19 protein-coding genes and 1 pseudogene are annotated in these 20,587 nt (G+C 68.5%); 10 read left to right on the forward strand and 10 right to left on the reverse strand.

All coding sequences use genetic code 11. The features are described from left to right. Window positions 1-106: 106 nt before the first annotated feature. Together RAMLITH_RS13755 and RAMLITH_RS13760 are read right to left on the reverse strand one after the other, a co-directional pair. A complete protein-coding gene (locus RAMLITH_RS13755; protein WP_238344199.1) occupies window positions 107-1,084 on the reverse strand; it encodes a DUF2971 domain-containing protein in 978 nt (325 codons plus the stop codon). A 218-nt stretch (window positions 1,085-1,302) separates the two neighbouring features. After that, window positions 1,303-1,554 carry an XRE family transcriptional regulator gene (locus tag RAMLITH_RS13760; protein ID WP_168107989.1) on the reverse strand — a complete coding sequence of 84 codons (252 nt, stop codon included), beginning with the start codon at window positions 1,552-1,554 and terminating at the stop codon, window positions 1,303-1,305. A 97-nt stretch (window positions 1,555-1,651) separates the two neighbouring features. Between RAMLITH_RS13760 and RAMLITH_RS13765 the strand changes: the two genes are divergently transcribed. Next, window positions 1,652-3,136: a recombinase family protein gene (locus tag RAMLITH_RS13765; protein WP_168107990.1), complete on the forward strand. Its 1,485-nt coding sequence runs from the start codon at window positions 1,652-1,654 to the stop codon at window positions 3,134-3,136. Window positions 3,137-3,196: 60 nt separating this feature from the next. Here the strand turns inward: RAMLITH_RS13765 and RAMLITH_RS13770 are convergent. Beyond that, window positions 3,197-4,264 (reverse strand): annotated as a pseudogene (locus RAMLITH_RS13770) (YifB family Mg chelatase-like AAA ATPase); the annotation flags it as partial. Between the two features lie 224 nt (window positions 4,265-4,488). Here RAMLITH_RS13770 and RAMLITH_RS13775 point away from each other — a divergent pair. The 7 genes from RAMLITH_RS13775 to glcF all read left to right on the forward strand — a co-directional run bounded on the left by RAMLITH_RS13775 (window position 4,489) and on the right by glcF (window position 11,365). Further along, entirely contained in the window at window positions 4,489-5,199 is a 711-nt protein-coding gene (locus tag RAMLITH_RS13775; RefSeq protein ID WP_168107992.1) for a TorF family putative porin, read from the forward strand. Between the two features lie 23 nt (window positions 5,200-5,222). After that, entirely contained in the window at window positions 5,223-5,561 is a 339-nt protein-coding gene (gene glnK, locus RAMLITH_RS13780; protein ID WP_168107993.1) for a P-II family nitrogen regulator, read from the forward strand. Window positions 5,562-5,593: 32 nt separating this feature from the next. Further along, window positions 5,594-7,105 (forward strand): ammonium transporter, encoded by a 1,512-nt coding sequence (locus tag RAMLITH_RS13785; protein WP_168107994.1) that lies wholly within the window; start codon window positions 5,594-5,596, stop codon window positions 7,103-7,105. Window positions 7,106-7,227: 122 nt separating this feature from the next. Then, window positions 7,228-8,082: an aldose 1-epimerase gene (locus RAMLITH_RS13790; protein ID WP_168107995.1), complete on the forward strand. Its 855-nt coding sequence runs from the start codon at window positions 7,228-7,230 to the stop codon at window positions 8,080-8,082. Next, the gene (locus tag RAMLITH_RS13795; RefSeq protein ID WP_168107996.1) at window positions 8,079-8,993 is read left to right on the forward strand and encodes an SMP-30/gluconolactonase/LRE family protein; all 915 of its coding nucleotides are present in this window, start codon (window positions 8,079-8,081) and stop codon (window positions 8,991-8,993) included. The genes RAMLITH_RS13790 and RAMLITH_RS13795 overlap by 4 nt, the downstream gene beginning before the upstream one ends. Before the next feature lie 44 nt (window positions 8,994-9,037). Further along, window positions 9,038-10,129, forward strand: a complete 1,092-nt coding sequence (glcE, locus tag RAMLITH_RS13800; RefSeq protein ID WP_168107997.1) for a glycolate oxidase subunit GlcE — start codon at window positions 9,038-9,040, stop codon at window positions 10,127-10,129. A 6-nt stretch (window positions 10,130-10,135) separates the two neighbouring features. Continuing rightward, window positions 10,136-11,365, forward strand: a complete 1,230-nt coding sequence (gene glcF / locus RAMLITH_RS13805; protein WP_168107998.1) for a glycolate oxidase subunit GlcF — start codon at window positions 10,136-10,138, stop codon at window positions 11,363-11,365. Window positions 11,366-11,509: 144 nt separating this feature from the next. Here glcF and RAMLITH_RS13810 read toward each other — a convergent pair whose 3' ends face one another. Together RAMLITH_RS13810 and lplT are read right to left on the reverse strand one after the other, a co-directional pair. After that, window positions 11,510-12,439 (reverse strand): DMT family transporter, encoded by a 930-nt coding sequence (locus tag RAMLITH_RS13810; protein WP_181017780.1) that lies wholly within the window; start codon window positions 12,437-12,439, stop codon window positions 11,510-11,512. After that, window positions 12,432-13,715, reverse strand: a complete 1,284-nt coding sequence (lplT, locus tag RAMLITH_RS13815) for a lysophospholipid transporter LplT (RefSeq protein ID WP_168107999.1) — start codon at window positions 13,713-13,715, stop codon at window positions 12,432-12,434. Before lplT ends, RAMLITH_RS13810 begins: the two co-directional genes overlap by 8 nt. A 131-nt stretch (window positions 13,716-13,846) precedes the next feature. Between lplT and alr the strand changes: the two genes are divergently transcribed. Further along, window positions 13,847-14,941 (forward strand): alanine racemase, encoded by a 1,095-nt coding sequence (alr, locus tag RAMLITH_RS13820; protein WP_168108000.1) that lies wholly within the window; start codon window positions 13,847-13,849, stop codon window positions 14,939-14,941. Between the two features lie 69 nt (window positions 14,942-15,010). Here alr and RAMLITH_RS13825 read toward each other — a convergent pair whose 3' ends face one another. From RAMLITH_RS13825 to RAMLITH_RS13845, 5 genes are read right to left on the reverse strand one after another with little or no spacing between them, the layout of a single operon-like run. Then, complete coding sequence (locus RAMLITH_RS13825) at window positions 15,011-15,913, reverse strand: EamA family transporter (protein ID WP_168108001.1); 903 nt, start codon at window positions 15,911-15,913, stop codon at window positions 15,011-15,013. Further along, window positions 15,913-16,887 carry a 2-dehydropantoate 2-reductase gene (locus RAMLITH_RS13830; protein ID WP_168108002.1) on the reverse strand — a complete coding sequence of 325 codons (975 nt, stop codon included), beginning with the start codon at window positions 16,885-16,887 and terminating at the stop codon, window positions 15,913-15,915. The genes RAMLITH_RS13825 and RAMLITH_RS13830 overlap by 1 nt, the downstream gene beginning before the upstream one ends. Then, window positions 16,887-17,678, reverse strand: coding sequence for an aldolase/citrate lyase family protein (locus RAMLITH_RS13835; RefSeq protein WP_168108003.1), 792 nt, complete (start codon window positions 17,676-17,678; stop codon window positions 16,887-16,889). The genes RAMLITH_RS13830 and RAMLITH_RS13835 overlap by 1 nt, the downstream gene beginning before the upstream one ends. 4 nt (window positions 17,679-17,682) lie before the next feature. Further along, window positions 17,683-18,084 (reverse strand): 5-carboxymethyl-2-hydroxymuconate Delta-isomerase, encoded by a 402-nt coding sequence (locus RAMLITH_RS13840; RefSeq protein ID WP_168108004.1) that lies wholly within the window; start codon window positions 18,082-18,084, stop codon window positions 17,683-17,685. Window positions 18,085-18,110: 26 nt separating this feature from the next. Next, the gene (locus RAMLITH_RS13845; RefSeq protein WP_168108005.1) at window positions 18,111-19,064 is read right to left on the reverse strand and encodes a carbon-nitrogen hydrolase family protein; all 954 of its coding nucleotides are present in this window, start codon (window positions 19,062-19,064) and stop codon (window positions 18,111-18,113) included. Between the two features lie 99 nt (window positions 19,065-19,163). Between RAMLITH_RS13845 and radA the strand changes: the two genes are divergently transcribed. Next, window positions 19,164-20,540 carry a DNA repair protein RadA gene (radA, locus tag RAMLITH_RS13850; RefSeq protein ID WP_168108006.1) on the forward strand — a complete coding sequence of 459 codons (1,377 nt, stop codon included), beginning with the start codon at window positions 19,164-19,166 and terminating at the stop codon, window positions 20,538-20,540. Window positions 20,541-20,587: the final 47 nt, after the last annotated feature.

Genomic DNA, 20,587 nt, shown 5'->3' on the forward strand with positions numbered 1-20,587 from the left:
CGTCCACACCCTCGCAGGATGTGAGGGAGAAGGCTCGGCATGACGTTGCTGTACAGGCCCGCGCCAGCCCTTTCTAGTGAACTTGCTAGCCGGTAGTACGGCGGCGCTAGCGACCGCGATATGGAATGGAAGAAACGGTCACTGGTACGTCGGTGTACCCATAATTTCTGAGCAGAAGCTCAGTTGCCAGCTTTCGATTGCTGTTCTCGGCGTGCGGTCCGATCAGGACGCGCTTGAGCGGAAGCCGGCCTTGTACAGGACAGGACAGCTTATCGAACAATGCCATGTACGGAACCGCTGCACCGTTTTTAAGTACGTGATGGACCGTCTTCAAGACATGCTCATCGGGGAGAGCCTCCACCAGGCTCGGATGAGGTTGGCTGAGTACGAGTCTTACCTCCCTTTCCTCGCGGAAGCCCCAGTGCTTCGTTGTGCACCCCATCTGATGGATGGGAACAAAGATCGGTGCCAAATCGTTGGACTCTCCCGAGGCTAGGAACTTCGCGATGTTTGAAACGACGGTTTCCCTGTTCTTGCGGGTCTCCGGATACTGGCCATCGTCGAGAGCTGGATCATCGTAGTACTCGACATCGCCCATGAAGAGCACCATGCCTCTGATTTGCGTGCCTTCCTCAAAGAGCAATTTTTCGAATCGCGCAGTATCGAAGACCATCGCGTAGCCGCCGTCAGGGCCATACGCCCGCCACTGACTCAGTAACCCATGCTCAGCTACGAGGCGGGTTTCAGGCACGCAAAAAGATGCGACATACGGTGCGTTGAACTCCCGAGTCCAGTGAGCGAACACTGGCAAGAGTTCGTCGAATTTCTTCTGCTTATAAGCACGCTCACCGCCCGCTCGCCTTACGTCGTGAGTGACAAAGGGATGTGTCCGGACAGCTTCATAGGCACGCTCAACTGAGCTTCGGATCATCCTAGGCAGGATCGCACGGAAGAAGAGGCGATACTCCTCATGATCATTGAGGAACTCTATGTGGGTAGTCCGGAGTGTTCCGCTGCTGACGATCCCGGCAAGACCGGCACCGTTCGTGTAGTGAAAGATTTCGCTATGCTCCCCGCTTACCATCTTCACACCCAGAATGCCCCTTGGAAGTTGTACCCGTAGATCGATGTTTTGGCTGAAAGATTAAGTACCCGGTGTCTGGTGTGAACTCTACTCTCGGAAACGATCCGTTAACCTGGTTGCGGATCGGCACAGTGGCAATGAAGATTGGGGGAGAAGAGTTCAAGAGTTAACCGCACCTTCGTCGGCCCGCGGGATAATTTCGACAGTGCGTCCGGCGATCACACATCTGCGATGGACTTTCCGCGGCGCGCATTCGGCTCAATATCGAGCCCTTCCAGTCGCTCACGGAACCGGATGTTGTGCTCGGCCAGCAAGCGCATGAGGACGGCGATCACGGCGAGGTTTGAAGGCACGTCGCCTCGCCGCTTGTAACCTGAGATCGTATTGAGGTTCAGTCGCAGTAACCTGGCGAACTCGCGGCCGGAAATGTTTGCGGCGCTCAGCTCACCGACAAAATCTTCATAGGTCATGAGGCGAAACTGTAGCATACACGCTAAATAACATGTGCAAATGCTTGCAAACGCGCTAATTAACGTGTACTCTTGAGTCTTCCTCAAGGGTGAACGGATGGAAAAGGCCGAAACTTCGAAGCGAGTTGGAATCTGGATTCGCGTCAGCACCGAGGACCAGGTGCGCGGCGAATCGCCGGAGACCCATGAGCGTCGTGCCCGGGCGTATGCGGAATCGCGAGACTGGACGGTCGTGGAGGTCTACCGCCTCGACGCCGTCTCCGGGAAGACCGTCAAGGACCATCCAGAAGCCAAGCGGATGCTCGAAGACGCTCGCAAGGGGCACATCACCGGTCTCATTTTTTCCAAGCTCGCCCGTCTCGCACGCAATACCAAAGAGCTCCTGGACTTCGCGGACCACTTCCGCACAGCCGGTGCTGACCTTGTCTCTCTTGGTGAGGCGATCGACACATCCACTCCGGCCGGGCGCTTGTTCTACACGATGGTGGCGGCTATGGCCACATGGGAGCGTGAGGAGATCGCAGCCCGCGTGGCCGCATCCGTCCCTGTCCGCGCCCAGATGGGTAAGCCGCTTGGTGGCGCGGCGAGCTTCGGTTACGAGTGGAAAGACGGACAGCTTGTCGTCAACGACAAGGAAGCTCCCGTGCGGAAGCTTGTGTATGAACTGTTTATCGAACACCGCCGCAGGAAGACGGTGGCCCGTATCTTGAACGAACGCGGCTACCGGACGAGAAACGGGAGCGCATGGAGCGATACCACGGTAGAGCGTCTTCTGCGCGACCCGACGGCAAAGGGCACCCGCCGCGCCAACTACACGCAGACCAAAAGCTCAAACGGTGCCTGGGAACTGAAACCCGAGGACGAATGGGTTCTCGTGCCGGTCGAACCCATAGTGAGCGAAGAGACCTGGGCAACGGCGAACTCCATCCTCGACGAGAGGCGCGTGAGGGGTACGCGGCAGACCAAGCCGGTGACGCACCTCTTTGCCGGAGTGGCTGCATGCGAATGCGGGCACAAAATGTACGTCCCGTCGAACTCGCCGAAGTACACCTGTGCCAAATGCCGGAACAAGATTCCAGTGAAGGACTTGGAGGCGATCTTCAAGGAGGAGCTCCGGGCGTTCGTGTTCTCGCCGGAGGAAATCTTCGACCATGTCCAGGCCGGCAATGAGCAGCTCAATTCGTTTGAGTCGCTCATCTCCAGCATGGAGGCCGAGCACAAGAAGCTCACAGGTGAAGCCGACAAGTTGATCGAGCTGTACCAGGCGAATCTTCTGGACAAGGGAGGCTTCGGCCAGCGCTACGAAAAGCTCCGAGCGAGACTCGAGCAGGTTGGCGAAGAACTGCCCAAGCTCCAGGCCAAGCGGGATGTCTTGAAGATCGCCTTGGCATCCCAGGAAGAGGTGCTGTCAGGCAGCAAGGATCTGGTTGAGCGGTGGGATACGCTGGAGCACCCTGACCGTCGGCATGTAGTCGAAGCCATCCTGGACCGGGTGGTCATAGGAAATGGAGAAGTTGAGTTCAACTTCCTCTACAACCCTGGCTTTGCAAGTTCTTCGAACTCGCAAAGCCATCGCGGCTGACGCAGCCCATTCACTTTCCTTCTTTTCTCTAATTGATGGTGGTTAAGCAATGAATCCTCAGGGATTCATGGCGGCGATGAACTGGAACTGCGCCGGGAACTCGGCGCGCCGCGCGGCCCGCGCGATGGTGATGCGGCCGGTTTCCAGGGGCTCGCGCAGCGCCTCGAGCGCGGCACGCGGAAACTCCGCCAGCTCGTCCATGAACAGCACGCCGTGGTGGGCCAGCGAGATCTCGCCCGGCCGCGGCGGCGAGCCGCCGCCCACCAGCGCGACGGCGCTCGCCGTGTGGTGCGGACTGCACGTGGGCCGCATCCCCCAGCGGTCCAGCGCGAGCTGGCCGGCCAGGCTCGCGATGGCCGCGCTCTGCAGCGCCTCCTCGACCGACATCGGCGGCAGCAGGCCGGCGAAGCGCTGCGCCAGCATCGACTTGCCCGAGCCGGGTGGTCCCAGCATCAGCACGCTGTGCGATCCGGCGGCGGCGATTTCCAGCGCACGCTTGGCGGCGGCCTGCCCTTTCACGTCGGCGAGATCGGGGTAGGTTGCGGCCGGAGCGGCCGGTTGCGTGACGAGCGGCGACCAGTCCTGGGCCGCGGCTGCTGCGCCGGCAGGCTCCGGCAGGAACTGCCGCACCACCTCCAGCAGGTGGCCGGCGCGATACACCAGCGCCCCCGGCACCAGCGCCGCTTCTTCCGCGCTGCCCGGCGGCAGCACCAGTTTCGCGCGGGCGCCGGCGGCGTGCAGCGCCAGGCTCATGGCCAGCGCGCCGCGCACCGGCCGCAACTCGCCCGACAGCGACAGCTCGCCCGCGAACTCGTAGCCCGCCAGCCGCCGCGGATCGAGCTGGCCGCTGGCGGCGAGGATGCCCAGCGCGATCGGCAGGTCCAGCCGTCCCGAATCCTTGGGCAGGTCCGCCGGCGCGAGGTTCACCGTGATCCGCTTGTTGTGCGGGAAGTCGAGGCCGCAATTGAGGATGGCCGAGCGCACCCGCTCGCGTGCCTCCTTCACCTCGGTGTCCGCCAGGCCCACCAGCATGAAATTGGGCAGGCCGTTCGCCAGGTGCACCTCGACAGTGACAGCAGCCGCCTGCAGCCCCACGAGGGCGCGGCTCTGCACCAAAGACAAGCTCATCGTTCGTCCCCATCCGGGTGCGCCATGCCCGCCTTGCATGTCACCAAAGCCCGAACGGCACCAGCGCGGTGCGGAGCGGGGCCGGTCCTGCACGCGTTCAACGCGCCTGGGGCCCGGAGGGAGGACGGCGGCGGTGCCGGCGCAGGCTGGCACGGTCCATGCGTTGCCGTGTGGCGACCTCTTCAACTCAGGAGCTATCAGTGCACTTCACGCGTACAACGACCATGGTCCTCGTCCTCCTCGGCCTCGGCGGCGGGGCCTGGGCGCAAGCCAAGGCGGAGCCGGACTACACCCTCTCGTACAACGTCGGCGCGGTGACCGACTACCGCTACCGCGGCATCTCGCAGACGCGCCACAAGCCGGCGCTGCAAGGCGGCGCCGATTTCGCGCACAAGAGCGGGCTGTACCTGGGCACCTGGGCCTCGACGATCAAGTGGATCAAGGATGCCGGCGGCGACGCCCCGGTGGAACTGGACCTGTACGGCGGCTACAAGGGCAGCGCCGGGGCCGTGGGCTACGACGTGGGCGTGCTGCGTTACCAGTACCCGGGCCACAGCCTGGCGACCAGCCCCAACACCACCGAGCTGTACGGCGCCGCGACCTTCGGCGTGGCGACGCTGAAGTACTCGCACTCGGTGAGCAACCTCTTCGGGTTCGCCGACAGCAAGAACAGCTATTACGTCGAAGCGGCCGCCACGTTCGACCTGGGCAACGGCTTCTCGCTGGTGCCGCATGCCGGCTACCAGAAGGTGAAGAACAACGACGATTTCTCGTACAGCGATTTCTCGCTGACGCTGGGCAAGGACTTCGGCAACGGCTTCAGCGCCAGCGTCGCCGCCATCGGCACCGACGCCGGCCACCAGCACTACGTGACGCCGGCCGGCCGCTTCCTCGGCCGCTCGGTGCTGGTGCTGGGCGGCAAGTACACGTTCTGAACCCACGTCCCCAAGGAGCAGCCATGAAACTCGTCACGGCCATCATCAAGCCGTTCAAGCTGGACGAAGTGCGCGAGGCACTCTCCGCCATCGGCGTGCAAGGCATCACCGTCACCGAAGTGAAGGGCTTCGGCCGGCAGAAGGGCCATACCGAGCTGTACCGCGGCGCCGAGTACGTCGTCGACTTCCTCCCCAAGGTCAAGATCGAAGCGGCCGTCGACGACGCGCTGGTGGAGCAGGTGATCGAGGCCATGGAAGGCGCGGCCCGCACCGGAAAGATCGGCGACGGGAAGATCTTCGTCTACGACCTCGAACAGGTGATCCGGATCCGCACCGGCGAAACCGGCAGGGAAGCACTATGAACGACGGCAGGACCTCACGAGGAGAAAGCATCATGAAGCGAGTGATTGCATCGCTGGCCCTGGGGCTGGCGCTGTTCGCCGGGGCAGCGGTGGCGCAGGCGCCGGCGACGCCGGCCGCGCCGGCCGCCGAGAGCACCGCGCCGGCGGCGGCTGCGACCTCCGCGACGCCCGCGGCGCCGGTTGCAGCGGCGCCCGCCGCCGTGCCCGTTGCTGCCGCACCGGCGGCGGCGCCGGTGCCGGACAAGGGCGACACCGCCTGGCTGACGGTGGCGACGCTGCTGGTCGTGCTGATGACGCTGCCGGGGCTGGCGCTGTTCTACGGCGGCCTCGTGCGCAGCAAGAACATGTTGTCGGTGCTGATGCAGGTGTTCGTCGTCTCGTCGCTCGTCTACGTGCTGTGGATCCTCTACGGGTACAGCGCCGCGTTCACCGGCGGCAACCCGTTCATCGGCGGGCTCGACAAGCTGTTCCTCAAGGGTGTGACGCCGGAGTCGGTGGCGGCCACCTTCAGCAAGGGCGTCGTCATCCCGGAACTCTCCTTCGCGGCGTTCCAGGCCACGTTCGCCGCCATCACCTGCGCGCTGATCGTCGGCGCCTTCGCGGAGCGGATCCGCTTCGCCTCGGTGCTGCTGTTCATGGTGCTGTGGTTCACCTTCAGCTACCTGCCGGTCGCGCACATGGTGTGGTACTGGGACGGCCCGGATGCGATCACCGATGCGGCGTCGCTGGAGAAGGTGACCGCCGCCGCCGGCTGGCTGTGGGCCAAGGGGGCGCTGGACTTCGCCGGCGGCACGGTGGTGCACATCAACGCGGGCGTTGCCGGACTGGTCGGCGCGTACGTGATCGGCAAGCGCATCGGCTACGGCCGCGAATCGCTCGCGCCGCACAACCTGACGCTGACCATGGTGGGCGCTTCGCTGCTGTGGGTGGGCTGGTTCGGCTTCAATGCCGGCTCCAACCTGGAAGCCAACGGTGTCGCGGCGCTGGCATTCGTCAACACGCTCGTGGCCACCGCCGCCGCGACGCTGTCGTGGATCGCCGGCGAGGCGCTGACCAAGGGCAAGGCGTCCATGCTGGGCGCTGCGTCGGGCGCGGTGGCCGGCCTGGTGGCGATCACGCCGGCTTGCGGTTTCGTCGGGCCGGCGGGCGCCGTGGTGATCGGGCTGGTCTCCGGCCTGCTGTGCCTGTGGGGCGTCAACGGCCTGAAGCGCCTGCTCGGCGCCGACGACGCGCTGGACGTCTTTGGCGTGCACGGCGTCGGCGGCATTGCCGGCGCGCTGCTCACCGGCGTCTTCGCCTCGCCGGCCCTGGGCGGCACCGGCATCTTCGACTACGTCGCCAACAAGGCGGCCGCGGAGTACTCGATCGCAAGCCAGGTGTGGATCCAGTTCCAGGCCGTGCTGACCACCATCGTCTGGTCGGCGGTGGTCTCCTTCGCCGCGTACAAGCTCGTCGACCTGGTGCTCGGCCTGCGTGTGGCGGAAGAAGAAGAGCGCGAAGGCCTGGACATCTCCTCGCACGGGGAGGCTGCGTACAGCCGCTGAGCATCCATCGATTGCAAGCGTCTCCTTGCAGACCTTCGCCCGCCGCGCGCCCAGCGCCGGCGGGTTTTTTTCGCCCCCACGATAGTCGCTGCCGGCGGCACAATGGCCCGAGGAGGCATCCGATGATCCGACTTCAGGCAGGCGAGCTCGCCTGCGAGATCGAGCCCAGCCTGGGCGGCTGCATCGCCGGGCTCTGGCTGGGCGACCTGCCGGTGCTGCGTTCCACGCCGGCGGCGCAACTCACCTCGTCGCGCCAGGCCGGCAGCTATCCGCTGGTGCCTTTCTCCAACCGGATCGCCGGCGCGCGTCTGGTCTGGCAAGGGACGGCCCATCCGCTGGTGCGCAACAACGGCGCCGAGCCGCACGCGATCCACGGCGTCGGCTGGCAGCGGCCATGGCAGGTGCTGGAAAGCGATGAGCGCTCGGCCCTGCTGTCGTACGAACACAAGCCGGACTCGGCCTGGCCGTTCGCCTTCGACAGCTCGCAGACCATGCAGCTGCGCGACGGCGCGCTGGCCCTGACGCTGTCGCTGACCAACCAGTCGCCGCAGCCGGCGCCGGCCGGGCTCGGCTGGCATCCCTACTTCGTGAAGCGGCCGGGCAGCCGCATTGCGTTCGAGGCGACCGGCCGCTGGGAGATGGGACCGGACAAGCTGCCGACCGAACGCCGGCCGCACGCCGGGCTGGATGCCGACTGTGCCACGCTGGACGTCGACCATTGCTTCGACGGCTGGCAGGGCGTTGCGCGCCTGCGCGACGAGCGGCTGCGCGTGCGCATCACGTCGACGCTCGGCAAGCTGGTGGTGTTCACCAACCCCGCACGCGATTCCATCGCGATCGAGCCGGTGAGCCATGTCAACAACGCCATGAACCTGGTGGCGGCCGGCGCCGATGCCGCCGGACTGGGTCTCGCAGTCCTGCAGCCGGGCGAGTCGTGCAGCGCCCAGCTCACCATCGAAGTGGAGCGCCTGCCATGAATGCCTGGACCATCGCCGTGCCGCAGCCGGACCAGCTCGGCGAGTCGCCGTTCTGGCATCCGCGCGAGGGGCGGCTCTACTGGGTCGACATCCAGGGCCGGGCCGTGAACCGGCTCGATCCGGTCAGCGGCGCGGTGGAGCGCTGGGCGATGCCGGCGGAGCCGGGCTGCGTCGCGCCGGCGGACAGCGGCGGCCTGGTGATCGCGCTGCGCGACGGGGTCTACCGCGCGCCTGACTGGGGCGGGCAACTGCGGCTGCTCGCCCGCGCTCCCTACGACCCGGCGACCAGCCGCTTCAACGACGGCAAGGCCGATCCCGAAGGGCGGTTCTGGGCCGGCAGCCTCTACGACCCGCGCGATGCGCAGGCGGCTGCCTTGTACTGCCTGGATCTGCGCGCCGGCGCCGGGAGCATGGAGCGCAAGGTCGGCGACGCCACGGTCGCCAACGGCCTCGCCTGGTCACCGGACGCGCGGACCATGTACTGGGCCGACACCTCGCAGCACGTGGTGTGGGCCTGGGACTGGGAGGCGGGCAGCAACGCGATGTCGAACCAGCGCGCGTTCCTGCAGTTTCCAGGCAAGCCCGGGGGCTGGAAACCGGGCGACGCCGGGTATGGCGGCCGCCCCGACGGCGCCGCCGTCGACGCGCAGGGCAATTACTGGTGCGCGATGTACGAAGGCGGCCGCGTGCTGCAGTTCGCGCCGTCCGGCCAGTTGTTGCGCGAGATTCCGGTGCCGGTGCGCTGTCCGACCATGCCCTGCTTCGGCGGCGCCGATCTCAGGACGCTGTACCTCACGTCCGCGCGCCATTCGCGGACGCCCGACGAACTGCTCGACCAGCCGCAGGCCGGCTGCGTGTTCGCGATGCAGGTGGATGTCGCAGGCCGGCCGGTCGATTTCGTGCGCGACTGACCGCCGCTCGCGGGCGTGGGCCCGCTCGGGCTACCATGCTGGCCATGGAGAGCATCCTCAATCCGCTCGTCGAGCGCATCCGCGCCGCGGCCGAACGCGGCACGCCGCTGCGCATCCGCGGCGGCGGCAGCAAGGACTTCTACGGCGAGCGGCTCGAAGGCGAGCTGCTGGAGACGGCGGCGCTGGCCGGCATCACCAGCTACGAGCCCACCGAACTGGTGGTCACGGCGCTCGCCGGCACGCCGCTGGCGCAGCTGGAGGCGGCGCTGGCCGGGCGCGGCCAATGCCTGCCCTTCGAACCGCCCCATTTCGGCGGCGGCGCGACCGTCGGCGGCATGGTGGCGGCCGGCCTGAGCGGGCCGGCACGCGCCAGCGCCGGCGCCGTGCGCGACTACGTGCTGGGCCTGACCATGGTCAACGGCCGCGGCGAGGTCGTCATGTTCGGCGGCCAGGTGATGAAGAACGTCGCCGGCTACGACGTGTCGCGGCTGGTGGCCGGCTCGCTGGGAACCCTCGGCCTGATCGTGGAAGTGAGCCTCAAGGTGCTGCCGGTTCCACCGGGCCAGGCGACGCTCAGGTTCGAGCTGTCGCAGGAGGAGGCGCTGCAGCGCCTGAATGCCTGGGGCGGCCAGCCGCTGCCGCTCAATGCCAGTTGCTGGGTGCGCGACGGCGGCGTCGACACGCTGTACCTGCGGCTGCGCGGCGCGGTGGCGGCGGTGGAAGCGGCGTGCCGGTCGCTGGGCGGCGAGCGCCAGGACGAGGCGCAGGTGGCCGGCGACTGGAGCCTGTGCCGCGACCAGCAATTGCCATGGTTCACGGAGCGGGCGGGACGGGACCTGTGGCGCCTGTCGGTGCCGCAGACGGCGCCGGTGCTCGACCTGCCCGAGCCGCCGCTGATCGAGTGGCACGGCGGCCAGCGCTGGGTGCGCGCCGAGCCGGGTGCGGGAGCGCAGCTGCGCGAGGCGGCGGCGCGAGCCGGCGGCCATGCGACTCTTTTCGCCGCGGGGCACCCGCCGTCGGACGGTGCCCGCTTCACGCCGCTGGCGCCGGCGCTGGCCCATATCCACCGCGAGCTGAAGCGCCAGTTCGACCCGGTCGGCATCTTCAACCGCGGCCGCCTGTATCCCGATTTCTGAGCCCGCATGCAAACCCACCTCAGTCCCGAGTTCGCCAACACGCCGGCCGGCCAGGAAGCCGAAGCCATCCTGCGGCGCTGCGTCCACTGCGGGTTCTGCACCGCCACCTGCCCCACCTACCAGTTGCTCGGCGACGAGCTGGACGGCCCGCGCGGCCGCATCTACCTGATCAAGCAGGTGCTGGAAGGCGAGGTGCCCACGCGGCGCACCCAGTTGCACCTGGATAGGTGCTTGACCTGCCGCAACTGCGAGAGCACCTGCCCGAGCGGGGTCGAATACGGCCACCTGGTCGACATCGGACGGCGCATCGTCGAGGAGAAGGTGCCGCGCGGCGCCGGCGCCAGGGCCCTGCGCTGGGCGCTGAAGGAAGGCCTCACCTCGCCGCTGTTCGCGCCCGCGATGAAACTGGGACAGGCCGTGCGGCCGGTGCTGCCGGCCGTGCTGAAGAACAAGGTGCCCGCGCCGCAGGACGCCGGCCGCTGGCCGGCGCGGGAGCATCCGCGCAAGGTGCTGCTGCTGGCCGGCTGCGTGCAGCCGGCCATGGCGCCCAACATCAACGCCGCGACGGCGCGCGTGCTGGATGCCGCCGGCATCCAGACCATCGTGGCGCCGGAGGCCGGCTGCTGCGGTGCGGTGAAATTCCACCTCAACGACCAGGAAGGCGGCTTGGCGCAGATGCGCGCCAACGTCGATGCCTGGTGGCCCTGGGTCGAGAGCAGCCAGGTCGAGGCGATCGTCATGAACGCCTCCGGCTGCGGCGTCACGGTCGCCGAGTATGGCCATCACCTGCAGCACGATGCGCTCTACGCGGACAAGGCGCGCCGCATCAGCGAACTCACGCGCGACCTGAGCCAGATGCTGCCTGGCCTCGTGTCGTCGCTGCGCGGCAAGGTACGGCCCCCCGAAGGCCTGCTGGCGTTCCATCCGCCGTGCAGCCTGCAGCACGGCATGAAGCTGCGCGGCGGCGTGGAGCGGCACCTCGGCGAACTGGGGTTCCAGGTGCGGGTCGCGACGGCGGAATCGCACCTGTGCTGCGGGTCGGCGGGGACCTACTCGGTGCTGCATCCCAAGATGGCGGGCGACCTGCGCGACCGCAAGCTGGGCGTGCTCGGCGAGCTGCAGCCGCGGGCGATCATCTCGGCGAACATGGGGTGCATCACCCACCTGCAAAGCGGCACGTCGCTGCCGGTGCGGCATTGGGTGGAGGTTCTGGACTCGGCGCTGGAATCTGCGTAGCGGGGGGAAACCCAACAGCCCAACGCAGAGGCCGCAAAGGTTACGCAGAAGCCGCAGAGAATTCAATGAGAGAAAGGGGAGAAGAAATCTCCTTCATCTTTCTGTCCTTTCTGCGGCTTCTGCGTTCGGCTGTTGGCTCTTCACCTACGCACGCTCCGGCCGAGGCTGCCGATCCGGCCACGCCGACCACGCCGCGGCGGCCAGGATCAGCAGCCCGCCGACCACCACCTGCTGCGTCAGTTCCGCCGCGCCCAGCGCCACCGACGACAGGCTGGCAAACACCACCTCCGACAGCATGATCAACGCCGTCGTGTGGGCGTTCAGCCGCGACGCGCCGTACTGCAGCGCCACGTTGCTGGCCAGGAACCCCAGGCTCAGCGCGAGGCCCAGCCACCACGAGGAACGGATCGCCTCCGGTGCGGTCACGAAGCCCTGGTGCAGCCCGACTGCCGCAGCCGCCCCGGCCAGCAGCGCGCCGCCGACGAACATCGCCAGCACGCGCGACTCGGCCGGCACGCGCTGCAGCTTGCGCAGCATGATGTTGTTCAGGGCAAAGCTGAACCCTCCCGCCAGCGCCAGCCAGTCGGCCAGCGTTTCCGGGACCGGCCAGGGCGTGCCCGGCGTCTTCAGCACCACCGCCACGCCGGCCATCGCCAGCAGCATGCGGAACAGCGAGATCGGCGTCGGCTTCTCCCCCAGCAGCAGCCACGCCAGCAGCACGGTCCAGGCCGGCATCAGGTAGAACAGCAGCACGACGCGGACCACGTCGCCCACGGTCACCGCCCAGTTGAAGCCGACGTTGGTCATGCCGGCCGCCGCCGCGAGCACCCAGACGACCGGCTGCGCGAACAACGCGCGCCACGCGCCGGGGCGCACGGCCAGCAGCACGATCACCGACAGCACGTAGACCAGCGCCGTGGCCAGCAGCGGGTGCAGCCCGGCGGCCTGCAACTGGCGGAACGGCCACCACGAGATCCCCCAGACGAAGCCATTGAGCACCAGCGCCAGCACGGGCAGCAGCGAGCGGGCGCCCGCCGCCGCGGGCGGCGCAGCTCCTTCTGCCGCCCTAGCCATGCGGGTTGTCGTGGCGCGCGATCTTGAGCAGGTGCTCGACCTCGTCCCGGTAATTGACGCAGTTGCTGCGATGCCAGCGCTGGATGATCCACATCACCCCGGCGACCACGAGGCCGAAGGCCGTGATGGCGCCGAATGCCGACAGGCCCATGCCGGTGGACAGGCTGTAGAACGCGCCGAGGCCCAGGATGCAGGCCTGCTCGTTGAAGTTCTGCACGGCGATGGAACGGCCGGCGCCCATCAGGTTGTGGCCGCGGTGCTGCAGCAGCGCGTTCATCGGCACCACCATGAAGCCGCCGATCGCGCCCAGCAGGATCAGGAACGGGGCGGCCACCCAGACGTTGCCGATGAAATTCATCAGGATCACCAGCACGCCCATGAGGATGCCCAGGGGCATTACGCTGGTCGCCATGTCCAGCCGCATCCGCATCGACGCCACCACCGCCCCGACGGCCGTGCCCAGCGCGACGACGCCCGACAATGCCGACGCCTGGGTGGTGCTGTAGCTCAGTGCCGCCGCGCTCCACGCCAGGATGATGTAGCGCAGGTTGCCGCTGACGCCCCAGATCAGCGTCGTGGTGGCCAGCGAGATCTGGCCCAGCTTGTCGCGCCACAGTCGCGAGTTGCAGGTCCAGAAGTCCGGCACCAGGTGCAGCAGGTTGGCCGGCATCGGCCGCATCTCGACGCCCGTATGCGGGATGCGCAGGTTGAACCAGGCCGCCAGCGCGTAGATGAAGATCAGCACGAAGATGGCGGCTTCGGGCGCCGTGTCCAGGCCGGTATCGACCAGCGGCAGGTCGATCGCCAGCATCTGGCTGGCCAGCGCCTGCCCCACGAGTTGCCCGCCCAGCAGGATGCCCAGGATGATCGACGCGATGGTGAGGCCCTCGATCCAGCCGTTGGCCTTGACCAGCTGCGATGCCGGCAGCAGTTCCGTGAGGATGCCGTACTTGGCCGGCGAATAGGCCGCCGCGCCGAGGCCCACGACCGCGTAGGCGAGCAGGGGATGGAGCCCGAACAGCATCAGCAGGCAGCCCGCCACCTTGATCGCGTTGCTGATGAACATCACGTTGCCCTTGGGCATCGAGTCAGCGAAGGCGCCCACGAAGGGAGCCAGCACCACGTAGAAAAGGGCGAACATCGGCACCAGGGCGGCCCGCTGCCATTCGGCGGCGCCGCTGGTGCGCAGCAGTTCCACGGCGGCCACGAACAACGCGTTGTCGGCCAACGACGAGAAGAACTGGGCCGACATGATCGTGTAGAAACCGCGCTTCATTGGCTGCCGTGGCCGCGCATCAGCCTCCTGATGGCGAGAGTTTGGGGGAGGTGCTCCAGGTTGGTCGAAGGTTATATCACGCTGCCGAGTGCGAAAATCGCGCTCCTCCACCCCCCGCCAGCCCAGACCCCATGCCACGCCCGATCCAGGCCACCATCCACACCGCCGCGCTGCGCCACAACCTCGACCGGATGCGCCGTGCGGCGCCCGGCGCCAAGGTGTGGGCGGTCGTCAAGGCCAACGCCTACGGCCACGGCATCGAGCGCGCGTTCGAGGGGCTGCGCGGCGCCGACGGCTTCGCCCTCCTGGACCTGGACGAGGCCCAGCGCGTGCGGGCGCTGGGCTGGCGCGGGCCCATCCTGCTGCTGGAAGGCGTGTTCGAGGCACGCGACCTCGAACTGTGTTCGCGGCTGGGCCTGTGGCACACGGTGCACTGTGACGAGCAGATCGACATGCTGGCGATGCACAAGACCCACGTGCCGCATCGCGTGTTCCTCAAGCTGAATTCGGGAATGAACCGGCTGGGTTTCGCGCCGCAGCGCCTGCGCGCGGCCTGGACCCGCCTGGCCGCCTTGCCGCAGGTGGACGAAATCTCGTTCGTCACGCACTTCAGCGACGCCGACGCGGCGGGCGGGATCGAGGCGCAGCTGGCGGTGTTCGACGAAGCGACGCGCGACCTGCCGGGCGAGCGTTCGCTGTCCAACAGTGCGGCCTCGCTGCGCCACGGCGGCGATGCGGCGGCGCGGGGGGACTGGATCCGCCCCGGCATTGCCGTGTACGGCAGCGCGCCCGACGCGCCCGAGCACGACATCGCGCACTGGGGCCTGCAGCCGACGATGACGCTGGCGACCCGGATCATCGCCGTGCAGCAGCTGCAACGCGGGGACACCGTGGGTTACGGTTCGAGCTTCACCGCACCCGGGCCGCTGCGCATCGGCGTCGCCGCGTGCGGCTACGCGGACGGCTACCCGCGGCATTGCGGCACCGGCACGCCGGTGCTGGTGGAGGGCGTGCGCACGCGCCTGATCGGCCGGGTGAGCATGGACATGATCGCGGTCGACCTGAGCGCGGTGGCGCAGGCCGGCTTCGGCAGCGAAGTGACGCTGTGGGGCCGCTCCGGCAACGGCGCCGTCCTGGCGATCGACGAACCGGCGCAGGCCGCCGGCACCCTGGGCTACGAGTTGATGTGCGCGCTGGCGCAGCGGGTGCCGGTGGTGGTGGAGTAGTTGGTCAGAAAACCCAACAGCCGAACGCAGAAGCCGGCGGCTTCTGCGTACGGATGTCCGCTCCCGGACTCAGACCCGCTTCCGCATTCCCAGCGCCATCACCGCGCCGACCACGATCAGCGCGCCGGCCACCTGCACCGGCGCGATCGCCTGTCCCAGCAGCAGCCAGCCGAGCACCAGCGCGAACACCGGCTCCACGTTCATGATCGCCGAGTTGCCGACGACGCCCAGCTTCGGCAGCACGGTGAACATGATCGTGAAGCCGCTGCCGTAGAGGAACGTCAGCGCGGCCAGTCCCCACCAGCCGGCGGCGGCGGTGGGCAGGTGGAAGCCGCCTTGCAGCGCCACGCTGACCAGCGCCACCATGCCGGCCACGGTCATGGTGGTGGCGGTGCGCACGCGGCCGTCCAGGTCGGCCGCCTCGTGCTGCGTGATCACCATGGCGAGCCCGAAGGTGGCCGCCGCCGCCAGCGCGAAGCCCACGCCGGCGCCGATGCGAGCCCACTGGCCGGCCGCGCCCAGGCCGGAGGCGGCGCCGAAGACGTCCAGCGCGAGCGCCAGCCCGGCCAGGATCACCGGCATCGCGATCAGCAGCGGCCGCTCGACCGGGTGCCGGTAGATCAGCCAGGCCCACAATGCGATCCAGATCGGGTAGGTGTTGAACGCCAGCAGCGCCAGCGCCACCGGCAGCCGCGCCACCGACGAATACAGGAACAGGCTCTGGAAGCCCACCAGCAGCCCGATCAGCGGCAGGAAGCGCTTGTGCCGCGCTGTGAACCGCAACTGCACCTGCTGCACGCCGATCAGCACCATCAGCACGATGGCCGTGACGCCGCTGCGGAACACCACCGCCGTCGCGACGTCGGCGCCGTGGTTGAACGCGATGCGCGCCGCCACGTGGTTCGCGCCCATCACCAGCGCGATGAGCAGCAGCGTGGCGAACGCCGTCGTCGTGAGGGCCCGGCCCTGCATCAGTACAGGCCGCGCACGCGCGCGTGCAGGCGGGCCATCCCGAGCAGCGCGTCGGTGAACGGCGTCGCGACGCCGGTGAGCACGCCCAGTTCCTTGACCACCGTGACCAGCGCGTCGAGTTCCACCGGCTTGCCGGCTTCGACGTCCTGCAGCATCGAGGTCTTGAAGGCGCCCAGCTTCAGGGTGACCTGGTGCCGGTCCTCTGGCCGCTGGTCGATCGGGATGCCGATGCGCGCGCCGATCTCCCTGGCTTCCAGCATCACGCTGCTGACGAAGCCGCGCACCAGGTCGTCGCCGAGGATCAGGTCGCTGGTCGCGCCGGTCAGCGCGCTCACCGGGTTGATCGTCATGTTGCCCCACAGCTTGAACCAGATGTCGCGCTGGATCTGCTCCGACAGCACCGTCTCCAGGCCGGCGCCCTGCAGGAGCGCGACGAGCCGCTGGACACGCCCGGTCTGCTCGCCCGACGGCTCGCCCACGATCAGCCGGCCGCCGAAATGATGGCGGGCCTCGCCCGGTGCATCGACCGAGCAGCTCGCGTGCACGACGCAGCCGACGACGCTGGACGCGGGGATCGCCCGCGCGATGCTGCCGCCCGGGTCCACCGCCTGCAGCCGCGTGCCGGCGAAGCGCCCGCCGAAGCCGTCGAAGAACCACCATGGCACGCCGTTCATGGCCGTGAGCACGATCGTCGATGGACCGAGCAGCGGCGCCACCGACGCGGCGACCTGCGCCAAGGCCGGCGCCTTGACGGCGACGACGACCAGGTCCTGCACGCCGAGCTCGCGCGCATCGGCGCTGGCGCGCACCGGCATCGTCGCCGTGCCGGCTGCCGAGTGCAGGGTGAGGCCGCGGCCACGCAAGGCGTGAAGCGTCGCGCCGCGCGCCAGCACGGCCAGTTCGCTGCCGGCCTGCGCCAGCTTCACGCCCATCCAGCCGCCGATGGCGCCGGCGCCGACGATGCAGGCCTTCATCAGGCTTGCGGCGCGGGGCTCTTGAAGCGGGCTGCCAGTTGCGTCGTGGCCCGGGCCAGGAGGTTGTTGTCCAGGCCGACGGCGACGAAGGTGGCGCCGAGTTCCAGATAGCGCCGCGCCAGGCCCTCGTCGGGCGTCAGGATGCCGGCGGCCTTGCCGGTCTTCACGATGCGGCGGATCGCGTCCTCGATCGCCTGCTGCACCTGCGGATGTCCCCAGTTGCCGACGTGCCCCAGCGAAGCGGCGAGGTCGGACGGCCCGATGAAGATGCCGTCGATGCCGTCGATCGCCGCCATGGCTTCGATGTTGTCCAGGGCGGTGCGGGTCTCGGCCTGCACCAGCAGGCAGACCTGCGCGTTGGCCTCCTTCGCGTAGTCCGGATACCGGCCCCAGCGCGACGCGCGGGCGCCGCCGACGCCGCGGATGCCTTGCGGCGGATAGCGCATCGCCTGCACCAGCTCCTGCGCCTGCTGCGGCGTGTCGACCATGGGCACCAGCAGCGTCTGGATGCCGAGGTCGAGGAACTGCTTGATGATCGCCGTGCCGCCGACGCCGTGGCCCACCGGCACGCGGGCGATGGCGTGGCTGCCGGGATAGCCGGCGATCACCTGCGCCTGCTGCAGGATGCTGCGCAAGTCGTTGGGCGAGTGCTCGCCATCGATCAGCAGCCAGTCGAAGCCGGCGCCGGCGCAGATCTCGGTCACGTAGTGGTCGGCCAGGCCGAGCCAGAGGCCGATCTGGGCGCGCCGCTGCGCGAGCGCCTGCTTGAAGGGATTCACGGGTGTCTGCATGGGGTCACCGGGGAAAGAGTGGGTTGATGTTGTTCTGCTTGCCGTCGTACACGGCGGGAGCATCGTCGATCTGCAGCGTCATGCCGAGCAGCCGCCGCTCGGACAATGGCGCGAAGTGGGCCCTGGCCGCCGCCAGCAGGCCGTCGCCCACCCGCTGCTTCACGGCGTCGGAACGTCCCGGCGCCATCCTCACGTTCAGGTACACGAAGGCGTAGTCGCGCTGGCTGTCGGCCACCGCGTAGTGCGCCGCCGGATAGGCGTACACCCGGGTGGCCCCGGTCGGAAACAGCTGCTGGCCGGCGTCGTCGCGCACCGCCAGCATGGTGTCGCACAGCGTGCGGCACAAGGCCGTCATGTCGGTTTCGGGTTCGAGATTGGCCGTGTAGAGGATGACGAGGTGCGGCATGGGCGGATCGAAGTGGCGCCGTGAGCTTACCCCTGATCGGCGGCGCGTCCGGTCGCCAGCGTCACGGCCTGCTGGACGGCCGTGTTCACTGTCAGTGAAAAGACGTCGGGTCGCGCGTAATGGCCCACGGCATCGAAGTCCATCTGCGCCATGGGAATCAGCGACAGGTCGAGTTCGGCCGTCAGCAAGGCGTCCTCGTTGTACACCGGCCCGGCGAGCACGCGGCCGAGCGGGTCGATGATCATGCTGCCGCCGCGCATCAGCACCGTGTCCGGGGCTTCGGGCAGCCGGTTGTTCATGCGATCGGCCGGGAACTGCCGGCGCCGCAGGTGCTGGCAGGCCGAGAGCACGAAACAGCGGCCCTCCAGCGCGATGTGCTGCATGGTGGAGCCCCAGCTGTCGCGGTCGTCCGCCGTCGGCGCGCAATAGAGCGCCACCCGCTGCTGGTACATCGCCATGCGCAGCGCCGGCATGTAGTTCTCCCAGCAGATCACGGCCCCGAGCTTGCCGAACGGCGTGTCGACGGCGGCCAGCGTCGAGCCGTCGCCGAAGCCCCACACCAGCCGCTCCAGCGCCGTCGGCATCAGCTTGCGGTGCTTGCCGAGGATGCCTTCCGGCCCCAGGTACACCGCCGTGCAATAGAGCGTGCCGCCGTCGCGCTCGATGATGCCGACCACCGTGTACAGCTTGTGGCGCGCCGCGGCCTTGGCCAGTTGCGCGATCTCGGGGCCGTCCACGGCGACGGCGGCGTCGAAATAGCGCTTGAACTCGGCCCGGCCTTCGGGCGTGCGCGCGCCCAGGTAGATGTGGAAGTCGGCGCCTTTCGGGTAGCCGCCGATGAACGCCTCGGGAAACACCAGCAGCTGCGCGCCGCGCTTCGCGGCTTCGCCCATGAGGCCGATCGCGCGTTCCACGGTGGCGGGGGTGTCGAGCAGGACGGTGGCGGTCTGCGCGACCGCCGCGGTGAGGGTGTTGCTCATGGCAGGTTCCAGGCAGGATGCGACACGACAGGGTAAATCAGGGCAGGCGCGCCGGCACGAGCGGTTTCCCCGAGCCGGGCCCGCTATAGTCCCCCGGCGATGGCCAAGGAAAAAACCAGCTACACCTGCACCGAGTGCGGCGGCTCGAGCCCGCGCTGGCTGGGCAAGTGCCCGCACTGCGAGGCCTGGAACACGCTGATCGAGACCGTGCCTGAAACCGGCGCGGGCGGGCGCAATCGCTTTGCCTCGCTGGCGAAGACCGCCGCCGTCGCGGCCCTCGCCGACATCGAGGCGAGCGAAGTGGAGCGGGCGCCCACCGGCATCGGCGAGCTGGACCGGGTGCTGGGCGGCGGCATCGTCGAAGGCGGCGTCGTGCTGATCGGCGGCGATCCCGGGATCGGCAAGTCGACGCTGCTGCTGCAGGCGCTGGACGCGCTGCAGCGGGCAAACATCCCCACGCTGTACGTCACGGGCGAGGAAAGCGGCGCCCAGGTGGCGCTGCGCTCGCGCCGGCTCGGCCTGGACAACTCGCAGGTGAAGGTGCTGGCCGAGATCCAGCTGGAGAAGATCCTGGCGACCATCGCGGCCACGCAGCCGGCGGTGGCCGTGATCGACTCGATCCAGACCGTGTATTCGGACCAGCTCACGTCGGCGCCGGGCTCGGTGGCGCAGGTGCGCGAGTGCGCGGCGCACCTCACGCGCGCGGCCAAGTCCGGCGGCACCAGCATCGTCCTGGTCGGCCACGTCACCAAGGAAGGCGCGCTGGCCGGTCCGCGCGTGCTGGAGCACATGGTCGACACGGTGCTGTACTTCGAAGGCGACACGCATTCGAGCTTCCGGCTGGTGCGCGCGATCAAGAACCGCTTCGGCGCCGTCAACGAGATCGGCGTCTTCGCGATGACCGAGAAGGGCCTCAAGGGCGTGGCCAATCCGAGCGCCATCTTCCTGTCGCAGCACAGCGAGCCGGTGCCGGGCAGCTGCGTGCTGGTCACGCTGGAAGGCACGCGGCCGATGCTGGTGGAGATCCAGGCGCTGGTGGACAGCGGCGGGCCGAGCCCGCGCCGGCTCTCGGTGGGCCTGGACCGCGACCGGCTGGCCATGCTGCTGGCCGTGCTGCACCGGCACGCGGGCGTCGCCTGCATGGACCAGGACGTGTTCGTCAACGCCGTCGGCGGCGTGCGCATCAGCGAGCCGGCGGCCGACCTGGCGGTGATGCTTGCCATCACCTCCAGCCTGCGCGGCCGGCCCCTGCCCAAGGGCTTCATCGCCTTCGGCGAAGTCGGGCTGGCCGGCGAGGTGCGGCCGGCCCCGCGCGGGCAGGAGCGCTTGCGCGAAGCGGCCAAGCTGGGATTCTCGGTGGCGGTCGTGCCCAAGGCCAACGCCCCGCGCAAAGGCAGCCGCGAGATCGAGGGCCTGACCATCCACGCGGTGGACCGCATCGAAGAGGCGATGGACGTCGTGCGGCAGCTCGGCTGAGCGGCGCGCTTACGCAGTGCCCACACGGCCGGCACCGGCCGCTGCCC

The sequence above is a fragment of the Ramlibacter lithotrophicus genome (assembly GCF_012184415.1).
Lineage (GTDB): Bacteria > Pseudomonadota > Gammaproteobacteria > Burkholderiales > Burkholderiaceae_C > Ramlibacter > Ramlibacter lithotrophicus.

Coding starts and splice junctions, on each gene's coding strand:
- RAMLITH_RS13755 (WP_238344199.1), bottom strand. CDS start 1,084: ATGGTAAGCGGGGAGCATAGCGAAATCTTTCACTACACGAACGGTGCC.
- RAMLITH_RS13760 (WP_168107989.1), bottom strand. CDS start 1,554: ATGACCTATGAAGATTTTGTCGGTGAGCTGAGCGCCGCAAACATTTCC.
- RAMLITH_RS13765 (WP_168107990.1), top strand. CDS start 1,652: ATGGAAAAGGCCGAAACTTCGAAGCGAGTTGGAATCTGGATTCGCGTC.
- RAMLITH_RS13775 (WP_168107992.1), top strand. CDS start 4,489: ATGGTCCTCGTCCTCCTCGGCCTCGGCGGCGGGGCCTGGGCGCAAGCC.
- glnK (WP_168107993.1), top strand. CDS start 5,223: ATGAAACTCGTCACGGCCATCATCAAGCCGTTCAAGCTGGACGAAGTG.
- RAMLITH_RS13785 (WP_168107994.1), top strand. CDS start 5,594: ATGAAGCGAGTGATTGCATCGCTGGCCCTGGGGCTGGCGCTGTTCGCC.
- RAMLITH_RS13790 (WP_168107995.1), top strand. CDS start 7,228: ATGATCCGACTTCAGGCAGGCGAGCTCGCCTGCGAGATCGAGCCCAGC.
- RAMLITH_RS13795 (WP_168107996.1), top strand. CDS start 8,079: ATGAATGCCTGGACCATCGCCGTGCCGCAGCCGGACCAGCTCGGCGAG.
- glcE (WP_168107997.1), top strand. CDS start 9,038: ATGGAGAGCATCCTCAATCCGCTCGTCGAGCGCATCCGCGCCGCGGCC.
- glcF (WP_168107998.1), top strand. CDS start 10,136: ATGCAAACCCACCTCAGTCCCGAGTTCGCCAACACGCCGGCCGGCCAG.
- RAMLITH_RS13810 (WP_181017780.1), bottom strand. CDS start 12,439: ATGGCTAGGGCGGCAGAAGGAGCTGCGCCGCCCGCGGCGGCGGGCGCC.
- lplT (WP_168107999.1), bottom strand. CDS start 13,715: ATGAAGCGCGGTTTCTACACGATCATGTCGGCCCAGTTCTTCTCGTCG.
- alr (WP_168108000.1), top strand. CDS start 13,847: ATGCCACGCCCGATCCAGGCCACCATCCACACCGCCGCGCTGCGCCAC.
- RAMLITH_RS13825 (WP_168108001.1), bottom strand. CDS start 15,913: ATGCAGGGCCGGGCCCTCACGACGACGGCGTTCGCCACGCTGCTGCTC.
- RAMLITH_RS13830 (WP_168108002.1), bottom strand. CDS start 16,887: ATGAAGGCCTGCATCGTCGGCGCCGGCGCCATCGGCGGCTGGATGGGC.
- RAMLITH_RS13835 (WP_168108003.1), bottom strand. CDS start 17,678: ATGCAGACACCCGTGAATCCCTTCAAGCAGGCGCTCGCGCAGCGGCGC.
- RAMLITH_RS13840 (WP_168108004.1), bottom strand. CDS start 18,084: ATGCCGCACCTCGTCATCCTCTACACGGCCAATCTCGAACCCGAAACC.
- RAMLITH_RS13845 (WP_168108005.1), bottom strand. CDS start 19,064: ATGAGCAACACCCTCACCGCGGCGGTCGCGCAGACCGCCACCGTCCTG.
- radA (WP_168108006.1), top strand. CDS start 19,164: ATGGCCAAGGAAAAAACCAGCTACACCTGCACCGAGTGCGGCGGCTCG.